Origin of the sequence: Cellulomonas fengjieae (genome assembly GCF_018388465.1) — a bacterium.
Lineage (GTDB): Bacteria > Actinomycetota > Actinomycetes > Actinomycetales > Cellulomonadaceae > Cellulomonas > Cellulomonas fengjieae.
The window spans coordinates 3,041,762-3,065,962 of sequence record NZ_CP074404.1 but is presented as its reverse complement, the minus strand read 5'-3'; the positions used below and the strand labels follow the sequence as shown (position 1 = coordinate 3,065,962).

General features: G+C 75.5%; 23 protein-coding genes. 14 read left to right on the top strand and 9 right to left on the bottom strand.

Annotated elements, in window-relative coordinates:
* Positions 1–22: 22 nt before the first annotated feature.
* Both KG102_RS14175 and KG102_RS14170 read right to left on the bottom strand, forming a co-directional pair.
* A complete protein-coding gene (locus tag KG102_RS14175; protein ID WP_208288320.1) occupies positions 23–970 on the bottom strand; it encodes a hypothetical protein in 948 nt (315 codons plus the stop codon).
* Positions 971–1,026: 56 nt separating this feature from the next.
* On the bottom strand, positions 1,027–1,881 hold the full coding sequence (locus KG102_RS14170) for a formate/nitrite transporter family protein (RefSeq protein ID WP_208288321.1): 855 nt from the start codon (positions 1,879–1,881) through the stop codon (positions 1,027–1,029).
* An 86-nt stretch (positions 1,882–1,967) separates the two neighbouring features.
* Here KG102_RS14170 and KG102_RS14165 point away from each other — a divergent pair, with 86 nt between their 5' ends.
* Positions 1,968–3,038: an NADH:flavin oxidoreductase/NADH oxidase gene (locus KG102_RS14165; RefSeq protein WP_208212471.1), complete on the top strand. Its 1,071-nt coding sequence runs from the start codon at positions 1,968–1,970 to the stop codon at positions 3,036–3,038.
* On the opposite strand, the gene KG102_RS14160 is transcribed toward KG102_RS14165, so the two are convergent.
* Positions 3,035–4,429: an NAD-dependent malic enzyme gene (locus tag KG102_RS14160; protein ID WP_208212469.1), complete on the bottom strand. Its 1,395-nt coding sequence runs from the start codon at positions 4,427–4,429 to the stop codon at positions 3,035–3,037. The genes KG102_RS14165 and KG102_RS14160 overlap by 4 nt on opposite strands.
* A gap of 41 nt (positions 4,430–4,470) precedes the next feature.
* Here KG102_RS14160 and KG102_RS14155 point away from each other — a divergent pair, with 41 nt between their 5' ends.
* On the top strand, positions 4,471–5,301 hold the full coding sequence (locus KG102_RS14155; protein WP_249667335.1) for a Fic family protein: 831 nt from the start codon (positions 4,471–4,473) through the stop codon (positions 5,299–5,301).
* Positions 5,302–5,646: 345 nt separating this feature from the next.
* Here KG102_RS14155 and KG102_RS14150 read toward each other — a convergent pair whose 3' ends face one another.
* Complete coding sequence (locus tag KG102_RS14150) at positions 5,647–6,465, bottom strand: HAD family hydrolase (RefSeq protein ID WP_208288322.1); 819 nt, start codon at positions 6,463–6,465, stop codon at positions 5,647–5,649.
* Between the two features lie 304 nt (positions 6,466–6,769).
* Here KG102_RS14150 and ssd point away from each other — a divergent pair, with 304 nt between their 5' ends.
* The 7 genes from ssd (at position 6,770) to KG102_RS14115 (ending at position 11,305) form a co-directional block, all read left to right on the top strand.
* On the top strand, positions 6,770–7,531 hold the full coding sequence (gene ssd / locus KG102_RS14145) for a septum site-determining protein Ssd (RefSeq protein WP_208288323.1): 762 nt from the start codon (positions 6,770–6,772) through the stop codon (positions 7,529–7,531).
* A complete protein-coding gene (locus KG102_RS14140; protein ID WP_208212463.1) occupies positions 7,528–8,727 on the top strand; it encodes a TadA family conjugal transfer-associated ATPase in 1,200 nt (399 codons plus the stop codon). The genes ssd and KG102_RS14140 overlap by 4 nt, the downstream gene beginning before the upstream one ends.
* Entirely contained in the window at positions 8,724–9,422 is a 699-nt protein-coding gene (locus KG102_RS14135; protein WP_249667334.1) for a type II secretion protein F, read from the top strand. The genes KG102_RS14140 and KG102_RS14135 overlap by 4 nt, the downstream gene beginning before the upstream one ends.
* Positions 9,419–9,973 (top strand): type II secretion system F family protein, encoded by a 555-nt coding sequence (locus KG102_RS14130; protein WP_208288324.1) that lies wholly within the window; start codon positions 9,419–9,421, stop codon positions 9,971–9,973. Before KG102_RS14135 ends, KG102_RS14130 begins: the two co-directional genes overlap by 4 nt.
* 411 nt (positions 9,974–10,384) lie before the next feature.
* Positions 10,385–10,606, top strand: coding sequence for a DUF4244 domain-containing protein (locus tag KG102_RS18835; RefSeq protein WP_249667333.1), 222 nt, complete (start codon positions 10,385–10,387; stop codon positions 10,604–10,606).
* A complete protein-coding gene (locus KG102_RS14120; protein ID WP_208288325.1) occupies positions 10,603–10,947 on the top strand; it encodes a TadE family type IV pilus minor pilin in 345 nt (114 codons plus the stop codon). Before KG102_RS18835 ends, KG102_RS14120 begins: the two co-directional genes overlap by 4 nt.
* A gap of 10 nt (positions 10,948–10,957) precedes the next feature.
* Positions 10,958–11,305, top strand: a complete 348-nt coding sequence (locus tag KG102_RS14115) for an Rv3654c family TadE-like protein (RefSeq protein ID WP_208288326.1) — start codon at positions 10,958–10,960, stop codon at positions 11,303–11,305.
* A gap of 73 nt (positions 11,306–11,378) precedes the next feature.
* Here the strand turns inward: KG102_RS14115 and KG102_RS14110 are convergent, their stop codons facing one another.
* Complete coding sequence (locus tag KG102_RS14110; RefSeq protein WP_208288999.1) at positions 11,379–13,892, bottom strand: DEAD/DEAH box helicase; 2,514 nt, start codon at positions 13,890–13,892, stop codon at positions 11,379–11,381.
* A 113-nt stretch (positions 13,893–14,005) separates the two neighbouring features.
* Here KG102_RS14110 and pxpA point away from each other — a divergent pair, with 113 nt between their 5' ends.
* The 4 genes from pxpA to KG102_RS14090 all read left to right on the top strand — a co-directional run bounded on the left by pxpA (position 14,006) and on the right by KG102_RS14090 (position 16,749).
* Entirely contained in the window at positions 14,006–14,764 is a 759-nt protein-coding gene (gene pxpA, locus KG102_RS14105; protein ID WP_208288327.1) for a 5-oxoprolinase subunit PxpA, read from the top strand.
* A 33-nt stretch (positions 14,765–14,797) separates the two neighbouring features.
* Positions 14,798–15,439, top strand: coding sequence for a 5-oxoprolinase subunit B family protein (locus tag KG102_RS14100; RefSeq protein ID WP_208288328.1), 642 nt, complete (start codon positions 14,798–14,800; stop codon positions 15,437–15,439).
* Positions 15,436–16,293 carry a 5-oxoprolinase subunit C family protein gene (locus tag KG102_RS14095; protein WP_208212448.1) on the top strand — a complete coding sequence of 286 codons (858 nt, stop codon included), beginning with the start codon at positions 15,436–15,438 and terminating at the stop codon, positions 16,291–16,293. Before KG102_RS14100 ends, KG102_RS14095 begins: the two co-directional genes overlap by 4 nt.
* A 132-nt stretch (positions 16,294–16,425) precedes the next feature.
* Positions 16,426–16,749 carry an STAS domain-containing protein gene (locus KG102_RS14090; RefSeq protein WP_443623127.1) on the top strand — a complete coding sequence of 108 codons (324 nt, stop codon included), beginning with the start codon at positions 16,426–16,428 and terminating at the stop codon, positions 16,747–16,749.
* A 16-nt stretch (positions 16,750–16,765) separates the two neighbouring features.
* Here the strand turns inward: KG102_RS14090 and KG102_RS14085 are convergent, their stop codons facing one another.
* Entirely contained in the window at positions 16,766–18,211 is a 1,446-nt protein-coding gene (locus KG102_RS14085) for a hypothetical protein (RefSeq protein WP_208288329.1), read from the bottom strand.
* On the bottom strand, positions 18,208–18,741 hold the full coding sequence (locus tag KG102_RS14080) for a sigma-70 family RNA polymerase sigma factor (protein ID WP_208288330.1): 534 nt from the start codon (positions 18,739–18,741) through the stop codon (positions 18,208–18,210). The genes KG102_RS14085 and KG102_RS14080 overlap by 4 nt, the downstream gene beginning before the upstream one ends.
* 226 nt (positions 18,742–18,967) lie before the next feature.
* Between KG102_RS14080 and KG102_RS14075 the strand changes: the two genes are divergently transcribed.
* The gene (locus KG102_RS14075; RefSeq protein WP_208288331.1) at positions 18,968–21,262 is read left to right on the top strand and encodes a sodium-translocating pyrophosphatase; all 2,295 of its coding nucleotides are present in this window, start codon (positions 18,968–18,970) and stop codon (positions 21,260–21,262) included.
* Between the two features lie 24 nt (positions 21,263–21,286).
* Here the strand turns inward: KG102_RS14075 and KG102_RS14070 are convergent, their stop codons facing one another.
* Together KG102_RS14070 and KG102_RS14065 are read right to left on the bottom strand one after the other, a co-directional pair.
* Positions 21,287–22,345: a substrate-binding domain-containing protein gene (locus KG102_RS14070; protein WP_208288332.1), complete on the bottom strand. Its 1,059-nt coding sequence runs from the start codon at positions 22,343–22,345 to the stop codon at positions 21,287–21,289.
* On the bottom strand, positions 22,342–24,144 hold the full coding sequence (locus KG102_RS14065; RefSeq protein WP_208288333.1) for a heparinase II/III domain-containing protein: 1,803 nt from the start codon (positions 24,142–24,144) through the stop codon (positions 22,342–22,344). Before KG102_RS14065 ends, KG102_RS14070 begins: the two co-directional genes overlap by 4 nt.
* Positions 24,145–24,201 lie beyond the last annotated feature (57 nt).

The window sequence follows — 24,201 nt, the reverse complement described above, 5'->3', positions numbered from 1 at the left end:
TAGCGCCCCCGGCGGTTCTCGCTCAGGCGCGATGGCGCTCGCGGAACTCCCCGAGCCGCACCCCGCGACGCCGTGCCACGGCGGTGACGATCCCGGAGAGCAGCAGCAGGAAGCCGACGGCGAGCGCCATGCCGGACGTGCCGGCGACCGTCACCTGCGTGACGGTGACCCGCCAGCCGGACGATGTGAGGAGGTCGAGGGTCTGGTCGCGGGCGACGGACGGCAGGTAGAGGTAGACGATGCCCGCCAGGGTGAGCAGCCCGCCGCCGGTGATCGGGACGGCCGGCGTCCAGAGCCCGAGCAGCAGGACGCAGCCGAGCAGGAGCAGGCCGAGCGTCACCAGCACGATGCCGAGGACCTCGGTCGAGGCGTCCCAGCCACCCACCTGGGCCTCCAGGATCCGGGACTCGCCCAGCAGCAGCACACCGGCACCGACCGGCGCCAGGATCAGCCCGACGAGCACGCCGAGCACGTGCGAGCCGAACGTGGCGCGTCGGGGCGCGTTCGGGTCCGGGAAGAGGTGGGCGTCGTCCTCCGCGGCCGGCTTGGTGGTGGTCGGCTCCGACGCCGTCGTGACCGGGTCCGGCGCGGGGGCGACGGTCTCGGTGGGGGCGGCCTGCCGAGCGGCGGGCTCCGCGGGCGGGTCGGCGGGCTCGTCGACGGACCGCGCGGGGGCGACGGGCTCGTCGGGAGGTGTGGGCGCCGGTCGGACCACGGCGTGGCGGCCGGTGTCCAGGCCGGGCTCCGCGGTCGGCGCCGAGGTCTGGGCGGTGGACGGCGTGGTGGTCGGCGTTGCGCTCGTCGTGCTCGGCGGGTCCAGCGTCTCGACCGTGGGTGCGACCTCGTGCGCGGGGGAGTCGTCGCCGGCCGGCGTCGTCTCCTCGATGGAGGGGTGGCTCTCGTCGCTCGTCGGCACGGGGTCGGGACGGTCGGTTGCGCCGCGGGGGCGGTGCGGGTCGGCGGTGCTCATCCGTGCTCCTCGAAAGCTGGCGACTCGGGCGGCGCCGGTCGACACCGCTGTCCGAGTCACGGTATTGCCAGCGGCTCCCGGTCGCCGGTCAGCGCGGCCGCGTCGGCGCCGTCCGGCTGCCCGACCGGCCCGGTCCCCGGGCGTCCGCCGCTGCCGTACGCGTACGCGGCGCCGACCAGGATCGCGCCGCCGATCAGGTTGCCGAGGCCGACGAGGGCGATGTTTCGCGCCATCTCGGCGAGGTCGGCGCCCGGCAGGCCCCCGTAGAGGCCGAGCGAGAACGTGGTCATGTTGGCGACGACGTGCTCGAACCCGGATGTGATGAACACCATGACGCAGCCGAACACCACGGCGATGCGTGCACCCTCGCTGCGCAGCCGCGCCGCGCTCCACACGGCGAGGCACACCAGCAGGTTGCACAGGATGCCGCGGACCAGCAGCTGCAGCGACGTCTCGTGCGCCTTGTGCTCGACCATCCCCGCCAGGACCGTCCCGCCCGCGGTGCCGGGTGCCAGGACCCCCGAGACGTGCACCAGGAACGCGAACAGCATCGCGCCCACCAGGTTCCCCGCCATGCAGGCGAGCAGCGTCAGGCCCGCGCGGCTCCAGCCGACCGTGCCGCGCAAGGCACCCTGGGTGAGGATCATCATCGCTGAGGTGGCCAGCTCGGCGCCCGCCACGAGGACGACGGTCAGGGCGACCCCGAACACCAGACCCTGCACCAGCGGGGCGAACGGCGAGCCGGCGACGACGAGCGGACCGCCCGCGGTGGCCATGATCAGCACGCCGATACCGATGTAGGCGCCGCCCAGCATCGTGCGCACCAGGAGGAGTCCGGGTGTCGCCAGGAGGTCGACCTTGTGGCGGGCGGCGGCCGCCTGGGCGTCCACCGCGTCGGAGATGCTCAGCACCCGTCCATGGTCGTGCAGCGCCGGACGCGCCGGGGGGACCAAAGGCCCGGGAATGGGCGCGGGGGCCGCCGGGGTTGCCACCGCACGTGAGCCTCCTCTTCTCGCCGCTGACCCTGCGCGGCACCACGTTCCCCAACCGCGCCTGGCTGGCGCCGATGTGCCAGTACTCGGCCGTCGACGGCACCCCGAACGACTGGCACCTGGTGCACCTGGGCTCGCGGGCGTCCGGCGGGTTCGGGCTGCTGATCGCCGAGGCCACGGCCGTGGCGCCGGAGGGCCGGATCTCGCCGGAGGACACCGGGCTCTGGCACGACCAGCACGTGTCCGAGTGGCGCCGGATCACCGACTTCGTGCACGAGCGCGGGTCGCTGGTCGGTGTGCAGCTGGCCCACGCCGGCCGCAAGGCCTCGACGTTCTCGCCGTTCGCGAACGGGCGCGGCTCGGTGCCCGCGGAGCTGGGCGGCTGGCCGACCGTGGCTCCGTCGGCGGTCGCGTTCCCCGGGCTGGAGACGCCCCACGCGCTGAGCCTGGACGAGATCGCGCAGGTCCCCGCGGCGTTCGCCGCTGCCGCCCGCCGGGCCGACGACGCCGGGTTCGACGTGGTCGAGGTGCACGCCGCCCACGGCTACCTGCTCCACCAGTTCCTCTCGCCGCTGTCCAACGCGCGCGACGACGAGTACGGCGGCACGCTCGAGAACCGGGCGCGGCTGCTGCTCGAGACGGTCGACGCCGTCCGCGGGGCCTGGCCCGAGGACAAGCCCCTGTTCGTCCGGCTCTCCGCGACGGACTGGGTCGAGGGCGGGCTCACGGTCGGGGACGTCGCCCAGGTGGCCAAGGACCTGGCCGGCCACGGCGTCGACCTGGTCGACGTCTCCACGGGCGGCAACGCACCCGCGACCATCCCCGTCGGGCCCGGCTACCAGGTTCCCGCCGCCCGCGAGGTGCGCGAGACGTCCGGCGTGCCGGTCGCAGCGGTCGGTCTGCTGACCGATCCCGCGCAGGCGGAGGCCGTGCTGGCCGACGGGTCGGCGGACGCCGTCCTGCTGGGGCGCGAGGGGCTGCGTGACCCGTTCTGGCCGCTGCGCGCCGCGCACGAGCTGGGCGTGGCCGACGCGGCCGCGTGGCAGCCGCAGTACGCGCGGGCGACCTGGGCCTAGACCTCGACCGGCGTCTGGGCGGCCTTCGTCACCGCCGCGGCGACGACCGAGGTCACGTCGGGGTGGAACACGCTGGGCACGATGTAGGTCGGGTTCAGCTCGTCGTCCGTGACCACGGACGCCAGCGCGTACGCCGCCGCGAGCAGCATGGCGCTCGTGATCCGGTGCGACTGCGCGTCGAGCAGCCCGCGGAACACGCCGGGGAACGCGAGCACGTTGTTGATCTGGTTGGCGAAGTCCGAGCGGCCCGTTCCCACCACGGCCGCGTGCAGCGCCGCATCGTCCGGGTCCACCTCGGGGCGGGGGTTGGCGAGCGCGAACACGATGGCGTCCGTCGCCATCGTCGCGACGTCGTCGCCCGTGATGACATCGGGCGCGGAGACGCCGATGAAGACGTCCGCGTCCCGCAGGGCGTCCGCGACGCTGCCCCCGATGCCGCGCGGGTTCGTCACGGAGGCCGTCCAGAACAACGACTCGTCCAGCCCGGGTCGGTCGGCACGCACGACGCCCCCGATGTCCGCCACGACCACGTCCTCGGCCCCCGCGGCGAGCAGCAGCTTGAGCACCGCGGTCCCCGCGGCGCCGGCGCCGGACAGCACGATTCGCACCGTGGCGAGGTCCTTCTTGACCACCTTCAGCGCGTTGGTCAGCGCGGCGACGACGACGATCGCCGTGCCGTGCTGGTCGTCGTGGAAGACGGGGATGTCCAGGCGCTCGCGCAGCCGCCGCTCGACCTCGAAGCACCGCGGCGCCGAGATGTCCTCGAGGTTGATCCCCGCGAAGACCGGCGCGATCGCGCAGATGGTCTCCACGATCTGGTCCACGTCGGTGGTGTCCAGCGCGATGGGGAACGCGTCGATCCCCGCGAACCGCTTGAACAGCACCGCCTTGCCCTCCATCACGGGCAGGCTGGCCAACGGTCCGATGTTGCCCAGGCCCAGCACGGCCGTGCCGTCCGTGACCACGGCGATCGTGTTGCGCTTGATGGTGAGGCGGCGGGCGTCCTCGGGGTGCGCCGCGATCGCCTCGCAGACCCGCGCGACCCCCGGCGTGTACGCCATGGACAGGTCGTCGCGGTTGCGCAGCGGGACCTTGGACTCGATCGAGAGCTTGCCGCCGATGTGCATGAGGAACGTGCGGTCGCTGACGCGCTCGACGACCACGCCCTCCAGGACCTTGAGGGCCTCGACGATGTCGGCCGCGTGCTGCTCGCCGCGCGTCGCGCACGTGACGTCGACGGTCATGTGCTCGTGGCCCGACGCGGTCACGTCCAGGGCGGTGACGATGCCCCCGGCCTTCTCGATCGCCGTGGTGAGCTCGCTGACGGCGGTCGGCCGCGCCTGGACCTCCAGGCGTGCCGTGATGGAGGAGGAGACGCTCGGGGAGACCATGTGCACATTGTGACCTGCGCGACGCTCGTAGGGTGGCAGGCGTGACGGACCCCCTCGCCCCGCTGCTCGCGCTCCCGGGGGTGGCGGAGGCCGTCGACCGGGCCAGGGTGGCCTGCGAGGAGCTGCGCTGGCACGAGGCCTACCGCCGGAGGTGGCGCGAGGTGCGCGCCGAGGCGGGCCTGCGAGCGACGCGGTCGTCGTGCGAGATCGAGGGCGTGCGCGTGCCCCTGTCGCAGGTCCGGGCCCTGGCCACGGGCGGCGGGGACGAGCCCGTCGTCGTCGGTGCCCTGCGGGCGACCGCCCTGGTCGAACGGTGGATGCCCGCACTCGGCGACCGCGGATCCGTGGCGCTGCCCCCGCTGGGTCAGGTGCTCGCGCAGGTGCACGTCGCCGCGACGAGCGGGTGGCTGCCCGACGCGGCCGTGGGTCGGCTGCGCTCGACGGAGCAGCCCGGTGACCTGCGGGGGCTCGGCCCGGCACCCGTGGGCGACGAGCTGGCGGCCCGGATCGAGCTGCTCGGCCGGACCGTGCAGGCGTCGACCGCGCCCGCACTCGTGCTCGCTGCCGTGGTGCACGGCGAGCTGCTCGCGCTGCGCCCGTTCGCGGGCGGCAACGGGCTGGTGGCGCGCGCGACGGCCCGCCTCCTGCTCACCGTGCGCGGGCTGGACCCGACCGGGTCCCTGGTCACCGAGGCCGCGTGGGCCGCGGCGCTGAACCCGTACCTCGGCGCGGCCGCGGGGTTCGCGACCGGGTCCCCGGCGGGCGTGGCCGCGTGGCTGGCGGGCTACGGCGACGCCGTGGTGACCGGCGCCGCGCATGCCCGCACGGTCGCGGACGGGGTGCTGGCCGGGTCGCTGCCGAGCGGGTCGTGACCGGCGCGTGACCGGTGTGATCGGCGTCGGACCGGTCGAGGGACGACCGACGGCGCCCCGTGGGGCGCCGTCGCCAACAGCCGACCCGATGGTGATCAGGCGTGCACTTGTGTCGGTCGCGACGGGACCAGCCCGGTCGACCTGCCCATAGGTGGGCTCTCCTGCGCGTGGGTGCCGTCAGGTCATCCGACTGTCAGGACCGTGATACCGCACCTCCGGCGCCGACGACAGCCGGCGGAATGACCGCGCAGGCCACGCGTCCGGGCCCGCCGGATGCTGGGACCGGCGTCCGCACTGCGGACGGGTCCGGGTGGCTCGGGCGCGTCGGCGGTGGCGCCGGGCGGCTCAGGTGCGTTGCCGGTGGCGGCGGACGGCGATCCAGGTCACGGCGAGCCCGACGGCCACGACGGCGGCGGCGCCCGCCGTGGCGATGCGTGCCCGGCGGGGGAACAGCGGGACGGGGCGGACGAACAGCAGGGCACCCCACCCGCGCTCGACGGCGAGCCTGCGCAGCGCGCGGTCCGGGTTCACCGCGAACGCGTGACCGACCGTCTCGAGCATGGGCGCGTCCGTGATGGAGTCCGAGTAGGCGTAGCTGGCGGCGAGGTCGTAGCCGCGGGCCTCGGCGAGCTCGCGGATGGCCGACGCCTTGTTCTCCCCGTAGGCGTAGAAGTCGATCTCACCGGTGTACCGGCCGTCGAGGACGGCCATCCGGGTGGCGATGACATGGTCCGCGCCCAGCGCCTCGGCGATCGGCTCGACCACCTCCGCACCCGACGCGGAGACCACGACGACGTCCCGGCCGGCACGGTGGTGCTCCTCGATGAGGGCGACGGCCTCGGCGTAGACCTTGGGGTCGATGGACTCGTGCAGCGTCTCGGCGACGATCGACGACACCTGGGCGACGTCCCAGCCGACGACCATCCGCGACAGCTGCGCGCGCAGCCGCTCCGTCTGGCCCTCGTCGGCACCGCCGAGCAGGTACTGGAGCTGCACGTAGGCGGTGCGCACGACCGAGCGCCGGGTCAGCAGGCCCTGCGCCAGGAACGGTCGGGAGAACGCGGTGGCGGACGACGTGGCGATGATCGTCTTGTCGAGGTCGAAGAACGCGGCCTCGCGCAGCCCGCGCGTCGGTGCGCCGTGCTGGGTGCGGTCCTCGTCCATGCTGCTCCGGGCGGTCGTCGTCGGTGGGCCGAGCGTCATCGGTGGGTCGAGCTCGCGGCGAGCCTAGCGGCCGGTGCCCACACCGCCTGGTGCCCACACCGACGCACGCCCACACCCAACTCGTGCCGACACCGACCGGTGCCGGCGCCGGCCGGCGTCCGTGGGCCGACGAGCCGCCCACAGCCCGGGTCGCGGGGCGGAGGCCCCACAGCGGCGCTCGCGACGCGGGTGGTGACCCGGGGTGGCGCGGCAGTGTTCCCGGTGCGCCGGCGGTCAGGTCGGGCCGGGCAGAGAGGCGGAACCGATGACCCCCCTCACCGGTGCCCGTCCTGGCCCGCCGACCTGGCCGTCGGTCGCACCCGCTCCCCGCCGTGCACTCGTCGTCGGCGTGGTGGCGGCTCGCGGCGGCGCCGGTGCCTCCACGCTCGCTGCGGCCCTCGCCCGCGAGCTGGCGCGCCGGACGGCGACGGTGCTGGTGGACCTGGACCGCGCCTCTGGGGGGATCGACGTCCTGCTAGGGCTCGAGGGCGCCGACGGCGTGCGGTGGCCGGACCTCGCGGACGCCCGCGGGGAGGTGTCCGGTGCCGACGTGCTCACGCTGCTGCCCCGGTGGGGTCCCTGCGCCGTGCTCAGCGCCGACCGGTCGCGGCCGGGGCCTCCGGAGCCCGCCGTGGTCGCCGACGTGCTGCACGCCCTGACCGCCGCGGCGGGTGCCCTGGTGCTCGACCTGGATCGGGCTGCGGTCGTGGCGGGGGAGTCGCTCGCCGGTGCGTGCGATGCCGTGCTCGTCGTGGCGCCGCGGGACCTGCGCTCTGTCGCCGGGATCCTGGCGATGCGCCCGTGCCTGGTCCGAGCGGGCGTGGCGACGTGGCTCGTGGTGGCCGGCCCGGCGCCGGGTGGTCTCGGAGCCGCCGAGCTGTCCGACACGGTCGACCTGCCGATCCTCGCGATGCTCCCGCGCGACCGGCGGATGGGGGCGGCGCTCGAACGGGGCGGCGTGCCGGAGGGCGGTCCGACGGCCCGGGCGGCGGCCCGCGTGGTGTCGGCGCTGGGCGGCCTGACATGAGCGCACCGGTGCGCACGGTCGGGCCCGACTTCCTCGACGCGGTGCGCGCCCGCCTCGGTCCGCACGACCCGTCCGGTGGCTCCCTCGATGCCGCGGTCGAGGCGGCCGCGCGCGACGCCGGCGCGGTGCTCGGCTCCGCCGCGCTGCGGTCGATGAGCAGGACCGTCCGCGACGAGCTCTTCGGCGCGGGTCGGTTGCAGGTGCTGCTCGACGACCCCGAGGTGACCGACGTCCTGGTCAACGGACCTCGCGACGTCTGGGTCGAGCGCGCGGGGCGGCTGGGCCGTGCGGACGTGGACCTGGGAGGGCCGGACGACGTGCGGGCACTCGCGGTACGGCTCGCCGCCGCGGGCGGTCAGCGCCTCGACGACGCCTCTCCCGCGGTCGACGCCCGCCTGCCCGACGGCACCCGTCTGCACGCGGTGCTCCCGCCGGTGGCCGGCACCTGCGCGCTGATCAGCCTCCGAGTGGTCCGGTCGCGGCCGTTCACGATCGAGCAGCTCGTGGCCTCCGGCACGCTCGCGACCGCGCTGGTCCCCGTGGTCCGGGCGCTGGTGGCCACGCGCGCCAACCTGCTGGTCTCGGGTGCGACGGGGTCCGGCAAGACGACCCTGCTGGCGGCGCTGCTCTCGCTGGTCCCGCACGACGAGCGTCTGGTCGTCGTGGAGGAGGCGGGCGAGCTGTCCCCGGCGCACCCGCACGTGGTTCGCCTGCTCGCCCGGCACGCGAACGTGGACGGCGCGGGCCGGGTGGACCTGACGGACCTGGTGCGGCACGCGCTGCGGATGCGGCCCGACCGGATCGTGCTCGGCGAGTGCCGAGGTGCCGAGGTCCGGGAGGTCCTCGCCGCGTTGAACACCGGGCACGACGGCGGGTGCGCCACGGTCCACGCCAACGCCGCCGCGGACGTGCCGGCCCGGTTGGAGGCGCTCGCGGCGCTGGCCGGGATGTCGCGTGACGCGCTCGCCGCGCAGGCAGCGAGCGCGTTCGACGCCGTGCTGCACCTACGCCGAGGCGACCGCCGCTACGTGGCCGAGGTCGGGGTCGTCCGGCGTGCCGCCTCCGGGGACCTGGAGGTGGCGTGCGCCCTGCGGTCAGACGCATCGGGCGTGACCGTCGCGGGGCCCGCGTGGCCGCCGCTGGCCGCCCGCCTGGGGCTGGAGTCCGGACGCGCAGGCGTCGAGGTGGTGCGGTGAGCGTGGCCATCGGGGCGCTGGTGCTGCTGGCAGCCGTGGCAGGTGCCGGCCCGGGCGGCCGCCGCGTCCGCCCACAGGTGGCGCACCCAGCCGTGGAGGGTCCCGCGCAGGCCCGCGTCGACGGTGACCTGTCCGCCGCCCTCGTCGCCGTCTCCGCGCAGCTGAGGGCCGGCGCGACCCCGGTCGAGGCGTGGTCCCGGACGCTCGGCGTGGTGCTCGCGGGGCCGGCACCGACCGTTGACGCCCTCCTCGCCACGACGTCCCGACCGGGCGGGAGCCGGTTCCGCCGGAGGCTCCGGACCCGGCTCCTGACAGGGCTCCCCACGCGGCTGCCCAGGCGTGCGGAGCCGGGCGCGGCACAGCGTGCGCGTGCCGTGGTGGCCGCTGCGCGACTGTCCGACGAGCTCGGCGCCCCGCTGGCGGGGGTGCTCGAGCGGATCGCGTCAGCGGTCGCGGCCGACGCGGAGGCGGAGGGGGAGCGCGGCGCAGCGCTCTCGGGGCCGCGGTCGACCGCCCAGGTGCTCGCGTGGCTGCCGGTGCTCGGCGTGGCGCTGGGCGCGCTGCTCGGGGCCGACCCCGTGGGCGTGGTGCTGTCCGGGGGGATCGGGACGGCGTCGGCGGTGCTGGGCATCGTGCTGGTGGGCCTGGGCCGGTGGTGGACGGCGACCCTGCTGTCGCGAGCGGGACGCGCGTGACGCCCGCCGCCCTGGCCGTGGCGGTCGCGCTGTCCGCCGCGCTCGCCAGCAGCCCGTGGTGGTGGGGAGGGGCCGGTCCGCGACGGTCCCGGCCGACGCGTCCGGTGCGGGTTCGCGTGGTCGTGCACGAGCCGATGGACACGGTGCTCCTGCTGGACCTGCTCGACGTGGCGATCGCGACGGGAGCGCCACTGCCGCGGGCGCTCGCGGCGGTCGGCTCGGCCGTCGGTGGTGCACAGGGCGAGGCGCTGGCGCGGGGAGGTTCCGCGCTGCTCCTGGGCGCGACCTGGCAGTCGGCGTGGGCGGGCACGGGCGTCGCCGACGTCGTGGGCGCCCTGGAGCCCGCCTGGGACACGGGATCGGCGCCCGGGCCGGCGCTGCGTGGTCGGGCGGACCAGCTGCGGCGTGACCGGCGGACGCGCACCCGGGCCGCGGCGGGCGCGCTCGCGGTGCGGCTCGTCCTCCCGCTCGGGCTGTGCTTCCTGCCCGCCTTCATCCTCCTGGGCCTGGTGCCGATGCTCCTGAGCCTCGCGGGCGACCTGCTCGGGTGAGCTGCGCCGGCGCTCGGGTCACGTCCGCGGCCCCGCGAGACGCCCACAGCCCGGCCGATGGCCGCGGCCCGCACCGATCGCGGAGCCGCCGCCCCGCGCCACGGCGGCGCGCCCGACGCTGGGCAGACGCCAGACACTCCACGGCGTTCGACGAGAGGAGAGGACATGTCCGACACGACGACCCTGGGGCCGGACCCGGGGCAGCAGCGCCGACTGGGGGAGAAGCCTGACCAGGGACGGCAACGCGACCAGGGACGGCAACGCGACCCGGGACAGTCGCACGATCCGGGACAGCAGCAGCCCGATCCGGGGCAGTCGCACGATCTTGGGCAGCCGAACGATCCAACACAGCAGCGCGATCCGGGGCAGCCGCGCGAGGAGCCGGGTCGCCGGAGCGTCGTCCGTGCGGTCGTGTCGGCCACGCCGGGCGTGGCCGCGGTCGTGCGCCGTCACCGGCACGGGCTGCGGGTGCGGGTGCGGGTCGGGCTCGCGGACGCCGGCATGGCGACCGCGGAGTACGCGATCGCGACGCTCGCCGCCGTCGGGTTCGCCGGCCTGCTCCTGGTGATCCTCAAGGGCAACGAGGTGAAGGGCCTGCTGCTGGGCATCATCCGTCAGGCACTGTCGCTGTGACCGCCGCGGGCCGGCGCGACCGCGGGAGCGTCACCGCCGAGCTTGCGGTCGGCCTGCCCGTGGTCGTCGTCCTGCTGACCGCCCTGCTCACGATCGCGTCGACGGCGGTCACTCAGACGCGCTGCACGGACGCCGCCCGCGCGGCTGCCCGTGCGGCCGCTCTCGGGGAGCCGGACCCGGCCGTCCTGGCCACGGCACGGCGGCTGGCCGGTGACGCCGCGTCCGTGGCGGTGACGCGCGCGGACGCCTGGGTGACCGTCGAGGTCTCCGCGCGGGTGGGTTCGGTCACCTGGGGACCGCTGCGCGCCGCGGCCACGGCGGTCGCGAGGGTGGAGCCGTGAGGGTGGAGCCGTGAGAGCGGATGACCGCGGGTCGGGGACCGTGCTGGTGCTGGCACTCGTCGCCGTGGCTCTGGTCGTGGCGGGGCTGCTCGGGCTGCTGGCGTCGGCACAGCTGGCGCGCGGGCGGGCGCAGACCTCGGCGGACCTCGGTGCGCTCGCGGGGGCGGAACAGGCGCTCACCGGTCGTGCGGGAGATCCCTGCGCGACGGTCAGGGAGGTGGTCGGCCGCAACGGGGGCCGGCTCACGTCGTGTGTCGACGAGGGCGAGGGGGTGCTGACCGTGCGGGTGAGCGTGGCGGGTGCGGCGGGCGCGGCCACCGCGTGGGCACGGGCGGGGCCGGCCTCCCAGCGCCGGTGAGCTGCCGGTCGGGCTGCGCGGTGGTGGGTGTGCGCTGGGTGGGCTGCGCGGTGGTGGGTGTGCGCTGGGTGGGCTACGCGGTGGTCGGCGCCGGGGCGTGCGAGAGCACCACGTCGAGGAGCCGGACAGCGGCCGCCTTGTCCAGGGGATTGTTGGCGTTGCCGCACTTGGGCGACTGCACGCAGGCGGGGCACCCGGTCAGGCACCGGCACGCGGCGATGGCGTCGCGGGTGGCCCGCAGCCAGGTCGCACCGAGCGCGAACCCGCGCTCGGCGAACCCGGCGCCGCCGGGGTAGGCGTCGTGCACGAACACGGTGGCCTGCTCGGTGTCGACGTGCAGCGCGGTCGACAACCCGCCCAGGTCCCAGCGGTCGCAGGTCGCCAGCAGGGGCAGCAGCCCGATCGACGCGTGCTCGGCGGCGTGCAGGGCGCCGGGCGTCGCCTCGACGGTGACACCCGCCGCCAGGAGGACCTCGGCCGGGGCGGTCCACCAGACGGCCGTGGTGCGCAGCATCCGGGCCGGCAGGTCGAGCTCCTCGGTGCCGAGGAGCTGCAGGTCGGGGATGCGTTTGCGCTGGTAGCCGAGCACCTGCGTGGTCACGTCGACCTGTCCGAACCCCCACGTGACCGGGCCCCACGGCACCTCGGCGTCGACCGACCGGATCTCGGTGGTCGTCACCCAGCGGGCCCAGGTGCCGTAGTCGACGTCGCGACGGGTGACCAGGGCGACGCCGTCCTCCAGGCGCAGCTCGTCGACGACGAAGGTCGCGCCCTGGTGCACGTAGACGGCGCCGTCGTGCACCGTGGAGTCGGCGGACGCGGCGTCGACGGTGCCGAGCAGGCGCCCGGTCGCGGACTCGACCACGCGCACGGGGTCCCCGCCCGAGCCGCGCAGGTCGGTCAGCCTGCTGGCCGACTCGTTGTGCGTCCAGTACCAGCCCGACGGGCGGCGCCGCAGGGTGCCGCGCTCGACCAGCTCACCGAGCAGCCCCGCGGTCCGCGGCCCGAACAGGTCCAGCTCGTCGGCCCGCAGGGGGAGCTCGGCGGCGGCGGCGCACAGGTGCGGCGCCAGGACATAGGGGTTCGTGGTGTCGAAGACGGTCGCCTCGACGGGGGTGTCGAAGATCGCCTCGGCGTGGTGCACGAGGAACGTGTCCAGCGGGTCCTCGCGCGCGACCAGCACCACCAGGCCGTCGGTGCCCGCCCGTCCGGCGCGGCCGGCCTGCTGCCAGAGCGACACACGCGTCCCGGGCCACCCGGCGATGAAGACGGCGTCCAGGCCGGAGATGTCGACGCCCAGCTCGAGCGCGTTCGTCGTGGCGAGCGCGCGCAGCGCACCGGACCGGATCGCCGACTCCAGCGCGCGCCGTTCCTCGGGCAGGTAGCCGCCCCGGTACGCCGACACCGACGCCGCGAAGGCGGGGTCGATGTGCGTCAGGTGCGCCCGGGTGGCGGCGGCGACGGACTCGGCGCCCCGGCGCGACCGGGTGAACGCCAGCGACCTGGCGCCCGCCGCCGTCAGGTCGGCCAAGAGGTCGGCGATCTCGGCGGTCGCGGTCCGGCGGGGACGGTCGGACGGCACGGCGACCAGGCGTTCACCGGTGCCCAGCGGCCCCGAGCCCTCCGGCGGGGCGCTCAGGGCGGCGGAGTGGACCGCCGGCGCGTCCCAGACGTCGTCCGGGCCCGGCGGGGCGAGGTCGTCGGGACCGCGGGTGACGTGGCGCGGCAGTGCGAGCGGCGTCGCCCACGGGTCGTCCTCGGGCAGCAGCGCCGACCACGGCGCCTCGGTGCCGGGCAGCTCGGGCGGCTGCCACAGGACGAACGTCTTGCGGCCGGCCGGGGAGGCGTCGTCCGTCACGGCGGTGACCTCGGACGCGTCGACGCCGATGAGCCTCGCGGCGCTCTCGGCCGGGTCGGAGGTGGTGGCCGACGCGAGCAGGAACGTCGGGGTCGCGCCGTAGGAGGCGGCGAGCCGGCGCAGGCGCCGCAGCACCAGGCCCACGTGCGCGCCGAACACACCCCGGAACGCGTGGCACTCGTCGACCACCACGTAGCGCAGGGAGGCCAGCAGCCGTGCCCAGCGGCGATGCTGGGGCAGCAGGGCGAAGTGCAGGAAGTCGGGGTTGGTCAGGACGACGTCCGCGTGCTCCTGCACCCACCGCCGTTCGTCGAGGGAGGTGTCGCCGTCGCAGGTCGCCACGCGGACGTCCCGGGTGCGGGCCGCCACGAGCAGGCGTTCGAGCGCCGACAGCTGGTCGGCGGCCAGGGCCTTGGTCGGGCACAGGTACAGGGTGGTGGCGCGACGGGCCACGCTCTCGATGCGGCCGGGGTCGAGCAGCCCACCCGCGGCGGCGGCGCGGGCCGCGGACAGCGCGGGCAGCCAGAACGCCAGCGACTTGCCCGAGCCGGTCGAGGTGGCCAGCACCGTGTGCCGGCCGGACCAGGCGGCGTCGGCGGCGTCGGCCTGGTGCGTCCAGGGTCGGTCCACGCCGAGCGAGCGGTATCCCTGCACCAGGTCGGGGTCGGCCCACGCGGGCCAGTCCGCCTGCGCGCCCGGCCGCGACGGGAGGTGCCGGACGTGGGTCATGCGGTCCGAGCGGCGTCCGCCGGCGAGCAGCACGTCGAGCAGCACGCCGGGTTCCACCACCCGCCCATCCTCCCACCGGGGACGAGCAGGCACGGGTCGGGCAGGATCGAGGCATGACGGACCGGATCGACCTCAACTGCGACCTGGGCGAGGAGCTCGACGCCTGGGAGCCCGGCGTGGACGGCGTGGACACGCAGCTGCTCGCTCTCATGACCAGCGCGAACGTCGCGTGCGGCTTCCACGCCGGCGACGCGCGCACGATGGCGGCGGTGTGCCGGGTGGCGGCCGCGCGGGGGGTCGCGGTCGGTGCGCACGTGTCCTACCTCGACCGGGCGGGCTTCGGCCGTCGGTTCGTCGACGTGCCGCCGGACGTGCTGCGCGCCCAGGTGAGGAAGCAGGTCGAGACGCTGCAGGCGATCGCGTCGGCCGAGGGCACGCGGGTCGCCTACGTGAAGCCGCACGGGGCGCTCTACAACGCGGTCGTGCACCACGAGGGGCACGCCGGGGCCGTCGTGAGGGCCGTCGGGGAGCTGCCGGTCCTGGGGCTGCCCCGGTCCGCGGTGCTCGCGGCGGCCACCGCCGCCGGGCTGCGCGCGGTCACCGAGGCGTTCGCCGACCGCGGCTACCGCGCCGACGGGACGCTCGTGCCCCGCGCGGAGCCCGGGGCGCTGGTCGCGGACGCCGGTGAGGTGGCCGCGCGCGTGGTGAGGTTGGCCGGCGAGGGAGTGATCCGGTCCGTCGACGGCACGGACGTCGCGGTCGAGGCGGAGTCGGTGTGCGTGCACTCCGACACCGTGGGGGCCGTGCAGCTGGCGGCCGCGGTCCGCGCGGCCCTCCTCGCGTCGGGCGTGAGCGTCCGGTCGTTCGTCTGACGGCGGCTGCGGGTCGTCGGGCAGGATCGCCCCATGGTGGATGGCGGTGACGTCCGGGTGGTGCCCTTCGGCGACGACGCCGTCCTCGTGGAGCTCTCCGGGCTGACCGAGGTCCGCGCCCTCGACGACGCGGTCCGCGCCGCACGGGCGACCGACCCGCAGGCTGCGGCCATCGTCGACCAGGTGCCCGCCGCGCGCACGCTCCTGCTCCGGGTGCGCGCCGGTGCCGACCCGCGGGAGCTGCCGGTGCTGCGGTGGTGGTCCGCGCGCTCCGCTCCGGCGGCCGACCGGGCGGTGGCCGAGGTCGTCCTGACCGTCGAGTACGACGGCCCCGACCTGGCCGACGTCGCGCGCCTCACCGGTCTGACGGCCGACGAGGTGGTCACCCGGCACACCGCAGGTCGGTACACCGTGGCGTTCGGCGGGTTCATGCCGGGCTTCGCCTACCTGACCGGCCTGGACCCGGTGCTGCACGTGCCGCGCCTGGACAGCCCCCGGGAGCGCGTGACGGCCGGGGCGGTGGCGGTCGCCGACGAGTTCACCGCGGTCTATCCCGCACCTACGCCCGGCGGGTGGCGCCTGCTGGGCCGCTGCGACCTCGACCTGTTCGACGTCGAGCGGCAGCCGCCCGCACTCCTGCAGCCCGGCACCCGCGTGCGGTTCACGGCCGCATGACCGCGGCGCTGGAGGTCGTCGACCCGGGCCTGCTCACGCTCGTCGAGGACCTGGGCCGCCCCGGCTGGGCGCACGTCGGCGTCGGGCGTTCCGGCGCGGCCGACCCCGGCGCGCTGCGGCTGGCCAACCGGCTCGTCGCCAACGACGAGGGCGCCGCCGGGCTCGAGGTCCTGCTCGGCGGGCTCGTCGTGCGGGCGGCGGGCGACCTGACCGTCGCGCTCACGGGGGCGCCCGGGTCCGCGTGGGTGGACGGTCGGCCCGTGGGGCACGCGGCGGTGCTGGAGGTGCCCGCCGGCGCGGAGCTGCGGCTCGGGTCCGCGACGGCGGGGCTCCGGACCTACGTGGCCGTGCGCGGCGGGATCGACGTGCCGCCGGTCCTGGGCTCCCGGAGCACGGACCAGCTGGCCGGCCTGGGACCGGCGCCGCTGACGGCGGGCGACGTCCTCCCGGTCGGGCCCGCCCCGCGGGACTGGCCTCTCGTCGACGTGGCGCCGGTGCGACCGGTCCCCCCGGTGCTGCCGGTCGTCCCTGGTCCGCACGCCGAGTGGTTCGACGACCCGCTGGGCCTGCTGTGCGGGCAGGAGTACCACGTGACGCCGGCGACGAACCGGGTCGCGGTCCGGCTGACCGGGCCGCCGCTGCGCCGCGCGGCGTGGTTCGACCGCCGCGAGCTCGCGTCGGTGGGCCTCGTCGTCGGCGCGGTGCAGGTGCCGCCGGACGGACAGCCCGTCGTGTTCTGCGTCGACCACCCGGTGACGGGCGGCTACCCGGTGGCCGCCGTGGTCCGGGGCCACGCCCTCGGGCTGCTCGGGCAGCTGCGGCCCGGCGACCCGGTCCGGTTCGTGCGCGGCTGACGCGGTGGGGTGAACCGGTGCTCGCCCACGGACTGCACTCTGTTTGAATGCGCAGTGTGTGTCGAAGGCGCACCGTGTGGTACCCAGGCCGCATGCGCACGCAGAGACGGGAGCGGACTGATGGATGTGCGCGTGACCACCCGGGACGTCGGTGCGCAGACGGTCGTCGAGGTTGCCGGGGAGATCGACGTGTCCACGGCCGACGTCCTGCGGGACCGGCTGACGGAGCTGCTCGACCGCGACCGCACGGACCTCGTGATCGACCTGCGCGAGGTGCGGTTCATGGACTCGACCGGTCTCGGGCTGCTCGTCGGGACCCTGAAGAAGGTCCGGCTCGCCGGTGGCCGGCTGCAGCTGGTGATCGACTCCGAGCGGCTGCTGAAGGTGTTCCGGATCACCGCGCTGCTGCAGGTGTTCACCGTGCACGAGACGGTCGAGGCCGCGCTCGGCGACTGAGCGCAGGGGTCGGTGGTCAGGTGAGCGTCACGACGAACGGCGTGCCGAGCGTGAGGGAGTAACCCTCGCTCGGGTCCTGCAGCGCGACGACCTCGGATGGCATCCGGACCGTCGGGGAGCTGAAGATCCAGCCCGGGTACACGGTGTACTGGCCCGCCGGCAGCGGGTCGTCGCTGCTCAGAGGGAAGCCGCCGTCGTCCCGGCACGACGTCAGCACCCGTTCGGCCTCGGCGAACCGGAGGGGGGCACCGGCGCCCAGGTCGATCGAGGAGAACGCGTCGTTGGGCTGGACGGTCGTCCCGACGACCACGCCGTCACGCACCACCCAGTACTCGACCGCGTAGTAGCCGTAGGCCCGGAACCGGCCCGGCCCGGTGTAGCGGACGCTCGCCGTCGCGCGCAGGGGGGACCCCGCCGCGAACGTCGTCGCCGTCGGTGCCACCTGGAGGTCGATCATGGCCGAGCGCACGGGCGCGGCCGGTGCCGGCCCTCCACAGGCCGGTGTCGCGGCGAACGTCGTGCGGTCGAGCGGCACGCCCGACCCGGGCAGCGGCGGCTGACTCTCGGCCTCGCCGGTCACGGTGACGGTCGTGGGCTCCCCGACGGCGGTCGCCCGGGTGCCGCCGAGCGCGGCGGCCTGCTCGAACGTGAGCGGTGCCTGGTAGAGCTCGGCCGGTGCCTCCTGACGGCCGTCGTACACCACGACGCTCGCCCAGGGACGGAGCTCGTAGGTGCCGGCAGGCAGCGGCCGTCCGGAGGTCACCGGTCCGCCGTCGCCGGGGTCGCAGACGGTGAGCTGGAGGAGACCGCGGAACGACGTGATCTCGCCGTCGTTGCCGCTGCGCGCAGCCATCACGTCGCCGGTGGCGGGGAAGCCCGTCGTACCGACGACCACGCCGTCCTTGACCACGGCGACACGCGGACCGTCGTCGGGCACCGCGTGGGCGAGGGCCACACCGTCGGGCGGGCCGTCGAGCACGCCGCCGGCCGCCACCGTGCCACCCGCGACCAGCGCTGTCGCGTCGGGCATCAGCCGTGCGCGCACCCGGTCGTCGACCGGGTACGCCGGGCGCGCGTCCGCGAGCGATCCGCAGGTGCCGAACGGCAGGGCGGCGTCCCCGGGGGGCAGGACGACCGCGGCCGATGTCGGTGTGGGGGTCGGTGTGGGCGTCGGTGTCGGTGTCGGGGTGGGCGTCGGAGTCGGTGCCGGTGACGTCACGGTCGGGGTCGGGGTCTGCGCCGGCGGAGCGGGTGAGCGGTCCGGCAGCACCGCGAACGCCGCGCCGGCGATGACCACGACACCCGCGGCCGCGCCGCCGAGCATCAGGGCGGCACGGGTGCGGCGATGGCGGCGGGCGCCGGCCGTCATGCGGTCGACGGGCAGGGGTGCCCGACCGGTGCGGTGGCTCTGCTCGGCGTGGGAGGCGAGCTCGCCCAGTGCCGACTCGAGGTCGCGATTCATCGCGAGCCTCCCTTCGTGATCGTCGCGACGTCCTCGGTGGCGAGCCCGGGCTGTGGGCCGAGCAGCGGCTCGAGCTTGCGCCGGGCGTCGGACAGGTACCGCTTCACGGCCCCCGCGGAGACGCCGAGCCGCAGCCCGATCTCCGGGAGGGTGAGGTCGTCGTAGAACCGCAGGACCACGCACGCTCGCTCGCGCGGCGAGAGCGAGGTCAGCGCTCGCGCGACGTCGGTGCGGTCACCGGCGGCCTCCTGCGCGCCGTCGGCGACGTCGGCGGTGGCCAGCAGGGGCGTGACCGCCGCGAACCGGCGACGGGCTCGGTAGCCGTCGAGGTAGGTGTGCAGGATGACGCGCCGCACGTACGCCTCGACCCAGGTGATGTCCTCGGGTCGACGGCGCGAGTAGGTGCGGACGATGGCGTCCTGGACCAGGTCCTCGGCCGATGCCAGGTTCCCGGCGAGGAGGTACGCGTACGCGACCAGAGCCGAGCCGCGCTCCGTGACGAGCGTGTCGAGATCCGCCTCCCAGCTCATGCGCGTCCCTCTCGGTCGGTGCGGAAGTGCCCTCACCTGTTCAGACGCCCTCGCCCCCCGAACGGTTGGGGACGATCCGATCGTCCCGCCGTGCGGCTGCGCCGTCACCGTCGGCGTGATGTGCGATCCACGTCACATCTGCTGGCTAGACTCGCCGGGTCGTGCGGCAACGGGGCTGCAGGACAGGTGCGGTCAGGGGGGCCGCGCCGATGTCCGAGGAGGATGCATGGTCGAGCTCGGGTCCACGAGCATCACGATCGTCAGTGTCATCGCGGCCGTTGCGGTCGCGTCCTTGCTCGTTGCCGTTGTCCTGCGCCGTCAGGTGCTCGCGGCCGGTGAGGGAACCGAGTCGATGCGCGAGATCGCGCGCGCGGTCCAGGAGGGGGCGTCGGCGTACCTGAGCCGGCAGTTGCGCACCCTGGCCCTCTTCGCGGTCGTCGTCTGTGCCCTGCTGTTCCTGCTGCCCGGGGACGGCGGCGTCAAGGTGGGCCGGTCGGTCTTCTTCCTGATCGGCGCCGGGTTCTCGGCGGCGATCGGGTACCTGGGCATGTGGCTGGCCACGCGGGCGAACGTCCGGGTGGCCGCTGCGGCGTCGGAGCCGGGCGGGCGTGCAGAGGGTTCGCGCATTGCGTTCCGGACCGGTGGGTTCGTCGGCATGAGCGTGGTGGGCCTCGGCCTGCTCGGCGCCGCGTCGGTGGTCCTGATCTACCGGGCCGAGGCGCCCGCGGTGCTCGAGGGCTTCGGCTTCGGCGCCGCGCTGCTCGCGATGTTCATGCGGGTCGGCGGCGGCATCTTCACCAAGGCGGCCGACGTGGGCGCCGACCTGGTGGGCAAGGTCGAGCAGGGCATCCCGGAGGACGACCCGCGCAACGCGGCGACGATCGCGGACAACGTCGGCGACAACGTCGGCGACTGCGCCGGCATGGCGGCCGACCTGTTCGAGTCGTACGCCGTCACGCTCGTCGCGGCGCTCATCCTGGGCAAGGCGGCGTTCGGTGAGGAAGGCCTGGTCTTCCCGCTGGTCGTCACCGCCATGGGTGCGCTCGTCGCGGTGCTCGGCGTCTTCATCACGCGGGTGCGGGGCTCGGAGAGCGGCCTGACCGCGATCAACCGAGGGTTCTACATCTCGGCGCTCGTGGGCGTCGCGCTGTCCGCGGTGGCCGCGTTCATCTACCTGCCGTCGTCGTTCGCGGACCTCACGGGCGGCACCGCGGGCCTGGAGACGCACGGCGGCGACCCGCGGCTGATCGCGTCGGTCGCGGTGGCCATCGGCGTCGTCCTGGCCGGGATCATCCTGTGGGTCACCGGGTACTTCACGGGCACCACGAGCAAGCCGACCCTGCACGTCGCGCGGACCACGCTCACCGGCGCGGCCACCGTGGTGCTGTCGGGGATCGGCGTCGGCTTCGAGTCCGCCGTCTACACGGCCGGCATCATCGCGGCGGCGATCTGCGGGGTCTTCCTGCTGTCCGGCGGCTCGGTGGCGTTGTCGCTGTTCCTCATCGCGCTGGCCGGCTGCGGCCTGCTGACCACGGTCGGCGTCATCGTCGCCATGGACACGTTCGGCCCGGTGAGCGACAACGCGCAGGGCATCGCGGAGATGTCCGGCGACGTCACGCCCGAGGGCGCGCAGATCCTCACGGACCTGGACGCCGTGGGCAACACGACGAAGGCCGTGACCAAGGGCATCGCGATCGCGACGGCCGTCCTGGCGGCGACAGCGCTGTTCGGCTCGTACGCCGAGGCGGTGCGGTCCGCCCTGCGGACGGCGGGCCAGGCGGGCGACGAGCTGACCACGGCGATGCTGAGCTACGACATCATCAGCCCGATCACGCTGGTCGGGGTGATCCTCGGCGGCGCGACCGTGTTCCTGTTCTCCGGGCTCGCGATCGACGCCGTGACCCGGGCCGCGGGCGCCATCGTGTTCGAGGTCCGTCGCCAGTTCCGGGACCACCCCGGGATCATGACCGGCGAGGAGCGTCCGGAGTACGGCAAGGTCGTCGACATCTGCACCCGCGACTCGCTGCGTGAGCTGGCCACGCCCGGCCTGCTTGCCGCGTTCGCGCCGATCGCGGTCGGGTTCGGCCTGGGCGTCGGGCCGCTGGCCGGGTTCCTCGGCGGCGCCATCGCCACGGGTGTGCTGATGGCGGTCTTCCTGGCCAACTCCGGCGGCGCCTGGGACAACGCGAAGAAGATCGTTGAGGACGGCAACTTCGGTGGTAAGGGGTCCGACGCCCACGCGGCGGCGGTCATCGGCGACACCGTAGGCGACCCGTTCAAGGACACGGCCGGTCCCGCGATCAACCCGCTGATCAAGGTCATGAACCTCGTGGCGCTGCTGATCGCTCCCGCCGTCGTCGCCATCTCGGTGGGTGCCGACGCCGACCACACGGCCCGCCTGGCGATCGCCCTCGCGGCCGCGTTCGTGGCGGCCGGCGCGGTCGTCATGTCCCGGCTGCGCGCGGCGCGGGCGGACCGCAACGACCTGACCCGCGAGGCCGAGCGGGCGCTCGCGGGCTGATCCGGTGTCGGCCGCTCCGTCGACTCAGGTCGGCGGGGCGGTCGACTCCCGGACCATCAGCTCGGGCGTGACCGTCACGCGGTGCACGGGCCGGTCGGGCTCCTCGAGCCGGGACGCCAGGAGCTCCACGGCGCCGCGGCCGACCGCGTGGCGGGGCGGTCGGACGGCGGTCAGCGGAGGGTGGGCAAGGCCGGCCACCTCGTCGTCGTAGGCGACGACGGACAGCTGCCCGGGAACGCGGAGGCCCCGCTCCTCGCACCGCTCCACCAGCGAGATCGCCTCCGGGTCGGAGTGCACGAGCAGCGCGGTCGTCCCGGACGCGAGGCACGCGTCCAGCACCCGGTCCACCTCGGTGCGCCACTGCGGGTCGCGGTAGCTGGCCACCTGCAGGTCGAGCGCCGTCTCCAGCCCGAGCTCCTCGCACGCGGCGAGCCACCCCGCGCGGACCTTGGGCCCGGTCGGGCTGAGCGCCGAGCACGCGAGGCCGAGCCGGCGGTGGCCGAGACCCGCCAGGTGGTGCACGGCGATGCCGGCGCCCAGCGCGTGGTCGGAGACGACGGACTCCAGGGGTGCCTGGTGCGGCGGCGCGGTGGCGGTGCGCTCCATCAGCACCACCGGGATGTCCAGCCCGGCCAGGAGGGCGAGCAGCTCGGCGCTGCCGGGCCCCGACAGGGCCGGCGCGATCAGGAGGCCGTCCACGCCGACGGTCTCCACCAGGCCGGTGACCTGCCGCACGTCGTCCTGCGCCGCGTACGACGAGCCGCGCAGGACCACGCGGACGCCCAGCCGGGTGGCCGCCTCGCGGGCGCCGTGCAGCACGCCGGGCCAGTAGTAGTCGAGGGACGGCACCACCATGCCGAGCGTCGCGACGGTCGGGAAGTGCTCCTCGTCGGCGGTGGCCAGCAGCGTCGCGCCGCCGTGCACGCGCCGCACCAGGCCGTCGTTGGCGAGCTGCGTGATGTCGCGGCGGACCGTCACCGGCGTGACGCCCAGCGCGGTCGCGGCGTCGCTCACCCGGACCGTGCCCTCGCGCCGGAGGATGTCGAGGAGCTGGTCGCGGCGGGTGACGGGCAGCGTCGTCATCGGTCCGCCTCCACGGTGACCGTGAGCGAGCCGTGCCCGGCGGCGTCGTCGACCCGCAGCTCCAGCCGGGTCAGGTGGTCGCCCCACACGTCGGACAGCATCGGGTCGTCCAGCGTCCGGACGGTCAGCGACGAGGTCACGCCGGCAGGGTCCCAGGTCAGGCGGGTGCGCCGGGCACCGTCCAGCGGGTGGACCACGACGCGACCCGGCTCCGAGGCGTCCACCTCGCCGGCGAGCACCCAGTGCACGACGGTGCCCGAGCCCTCCGGCGTGACGTCCCAGTCGTCCTCGACGCGCACCGTCGAGGCGACGCGGTCCAGCGTGACGGTGCGGGTCCAGCGGGACAGCTCCTCGGTCGGGTACGCCGCCGTGAGGTCGAGCCGCGCGCGGGTGCCGTCCTCGGACACGTGCGCGTCGGTCGCCCGGTGCTGCGCGCCGTCGCGCTGGGGCGTGCCGCGGACCTCCGGGACCGAGTGCCACGAGCTCTGCATGGTCCACAGCGCGTACCGGTCCGGGCCGAACGTCTGCGCGGTGTACGTGGGGCGGCCGGGGTCGACCACCACCGGCACCCCGTCGACCGCGACGACGACCGAGCCCAGGTCGTTGTGGTTGTGGGACTCGGCGTTGTGCCCGCCCTTGAGCGCCACCGCCAGGCCGCGCGTCGACCCCGCGGTCTGCCGCAGCAGCGCGACCTGCGTGCTCGGGAACCAGGTGCGGGCCGGCAGCGGGGCGCTCGGCGTCTGCGCGGGCCACGCGTCGTAGGCCAGCGCCTGCAGGGTGCGCCCGATGCCGCCGCGCACGGGCAGGTCGGCCCGCACGTGCTCCGCGGCCGCGTGCTCGGCGGCGGCCGTCGAGCCGGTGCGCAGCGCCCACGCGTGCAGCACGTGCCACGGCAGGTCGGTGGGCGGCGTGGCGGTCCCGTCCCCGACGGCCAGGTACCAGCGGCCGCCCAGGTGCATCGCGTGCGGGTAGCCGACGGTCGCGCGCACGACCGGCAGCGCGGCGGCATCGATCCCCGTCGCGTGCTCCAGGAGGTCCAGTGCCTCGAGCGCGCGGCAGGCGCCCTGCCACCAGTAGGAGTACCCCTCGTCGATGGCGCCGTCGGCGGGCAGTGACTCGAGGTACGCCGCGAGGCCGTCGGCGGCGCGCGCGACCACGGCGTCCCGCTCGCTCCCGTCGAGGAGTGCCAGCGCCGCGGTCAGCACGTTCGCGTGGATCCAGGCGGTCCAGTTGCTCAGGGGAGGGGCGAGCCAGCCCCAGTCGTCGCGCGCGACGAAGGGGTCCAGGACCCGGGCCCGCACCTCGTGCCGGAGCCGGCGCCGGACGCCGGGGACACGGACGTCGAGCCGGTCACCCAGTGCGTGGTCGATCCACGCGAGCCGTGCCGCCACCTCCCCGGCGCCCAGGTCGAGCACCGGCTCGGTCACCACGGGGACCACCGCCCCCAGGGCCCGGGCCGCGTCGTCGTGCGCGGGCCAGCACCACGAGCTCTGCTCGCACAGCAGGGTGACGCCGTCCGCGACCTCGTCCAGCCAGGCCGGCTCGTCGGTGACCAGGGCGGTGACGACCGCGCGCGTCAGCCGGTCCTCCCGGCCGAACACGCGGTCCTCGTACTCGACGCGGTCGCCGTCGCGGCGGAAGCGCGCGTACTGGCTGGCCAGCGGCTGGGGCCACGGGGTGCCGCGCTCGGCCTGCGCTCGCGCGACGAGACCGCGGTCGTCGACGGCCGCCCAGGCCACGCGGTCGACCCGCAGCGGTAGTCCGCCCCGGGTGGTGCCGGGCAGGACGGTCGTCGGCATGCTGCCTCGTCTCAGGAGTGATGATCGAATGTGATCGTATAGCGGCGCTTCTTGGCC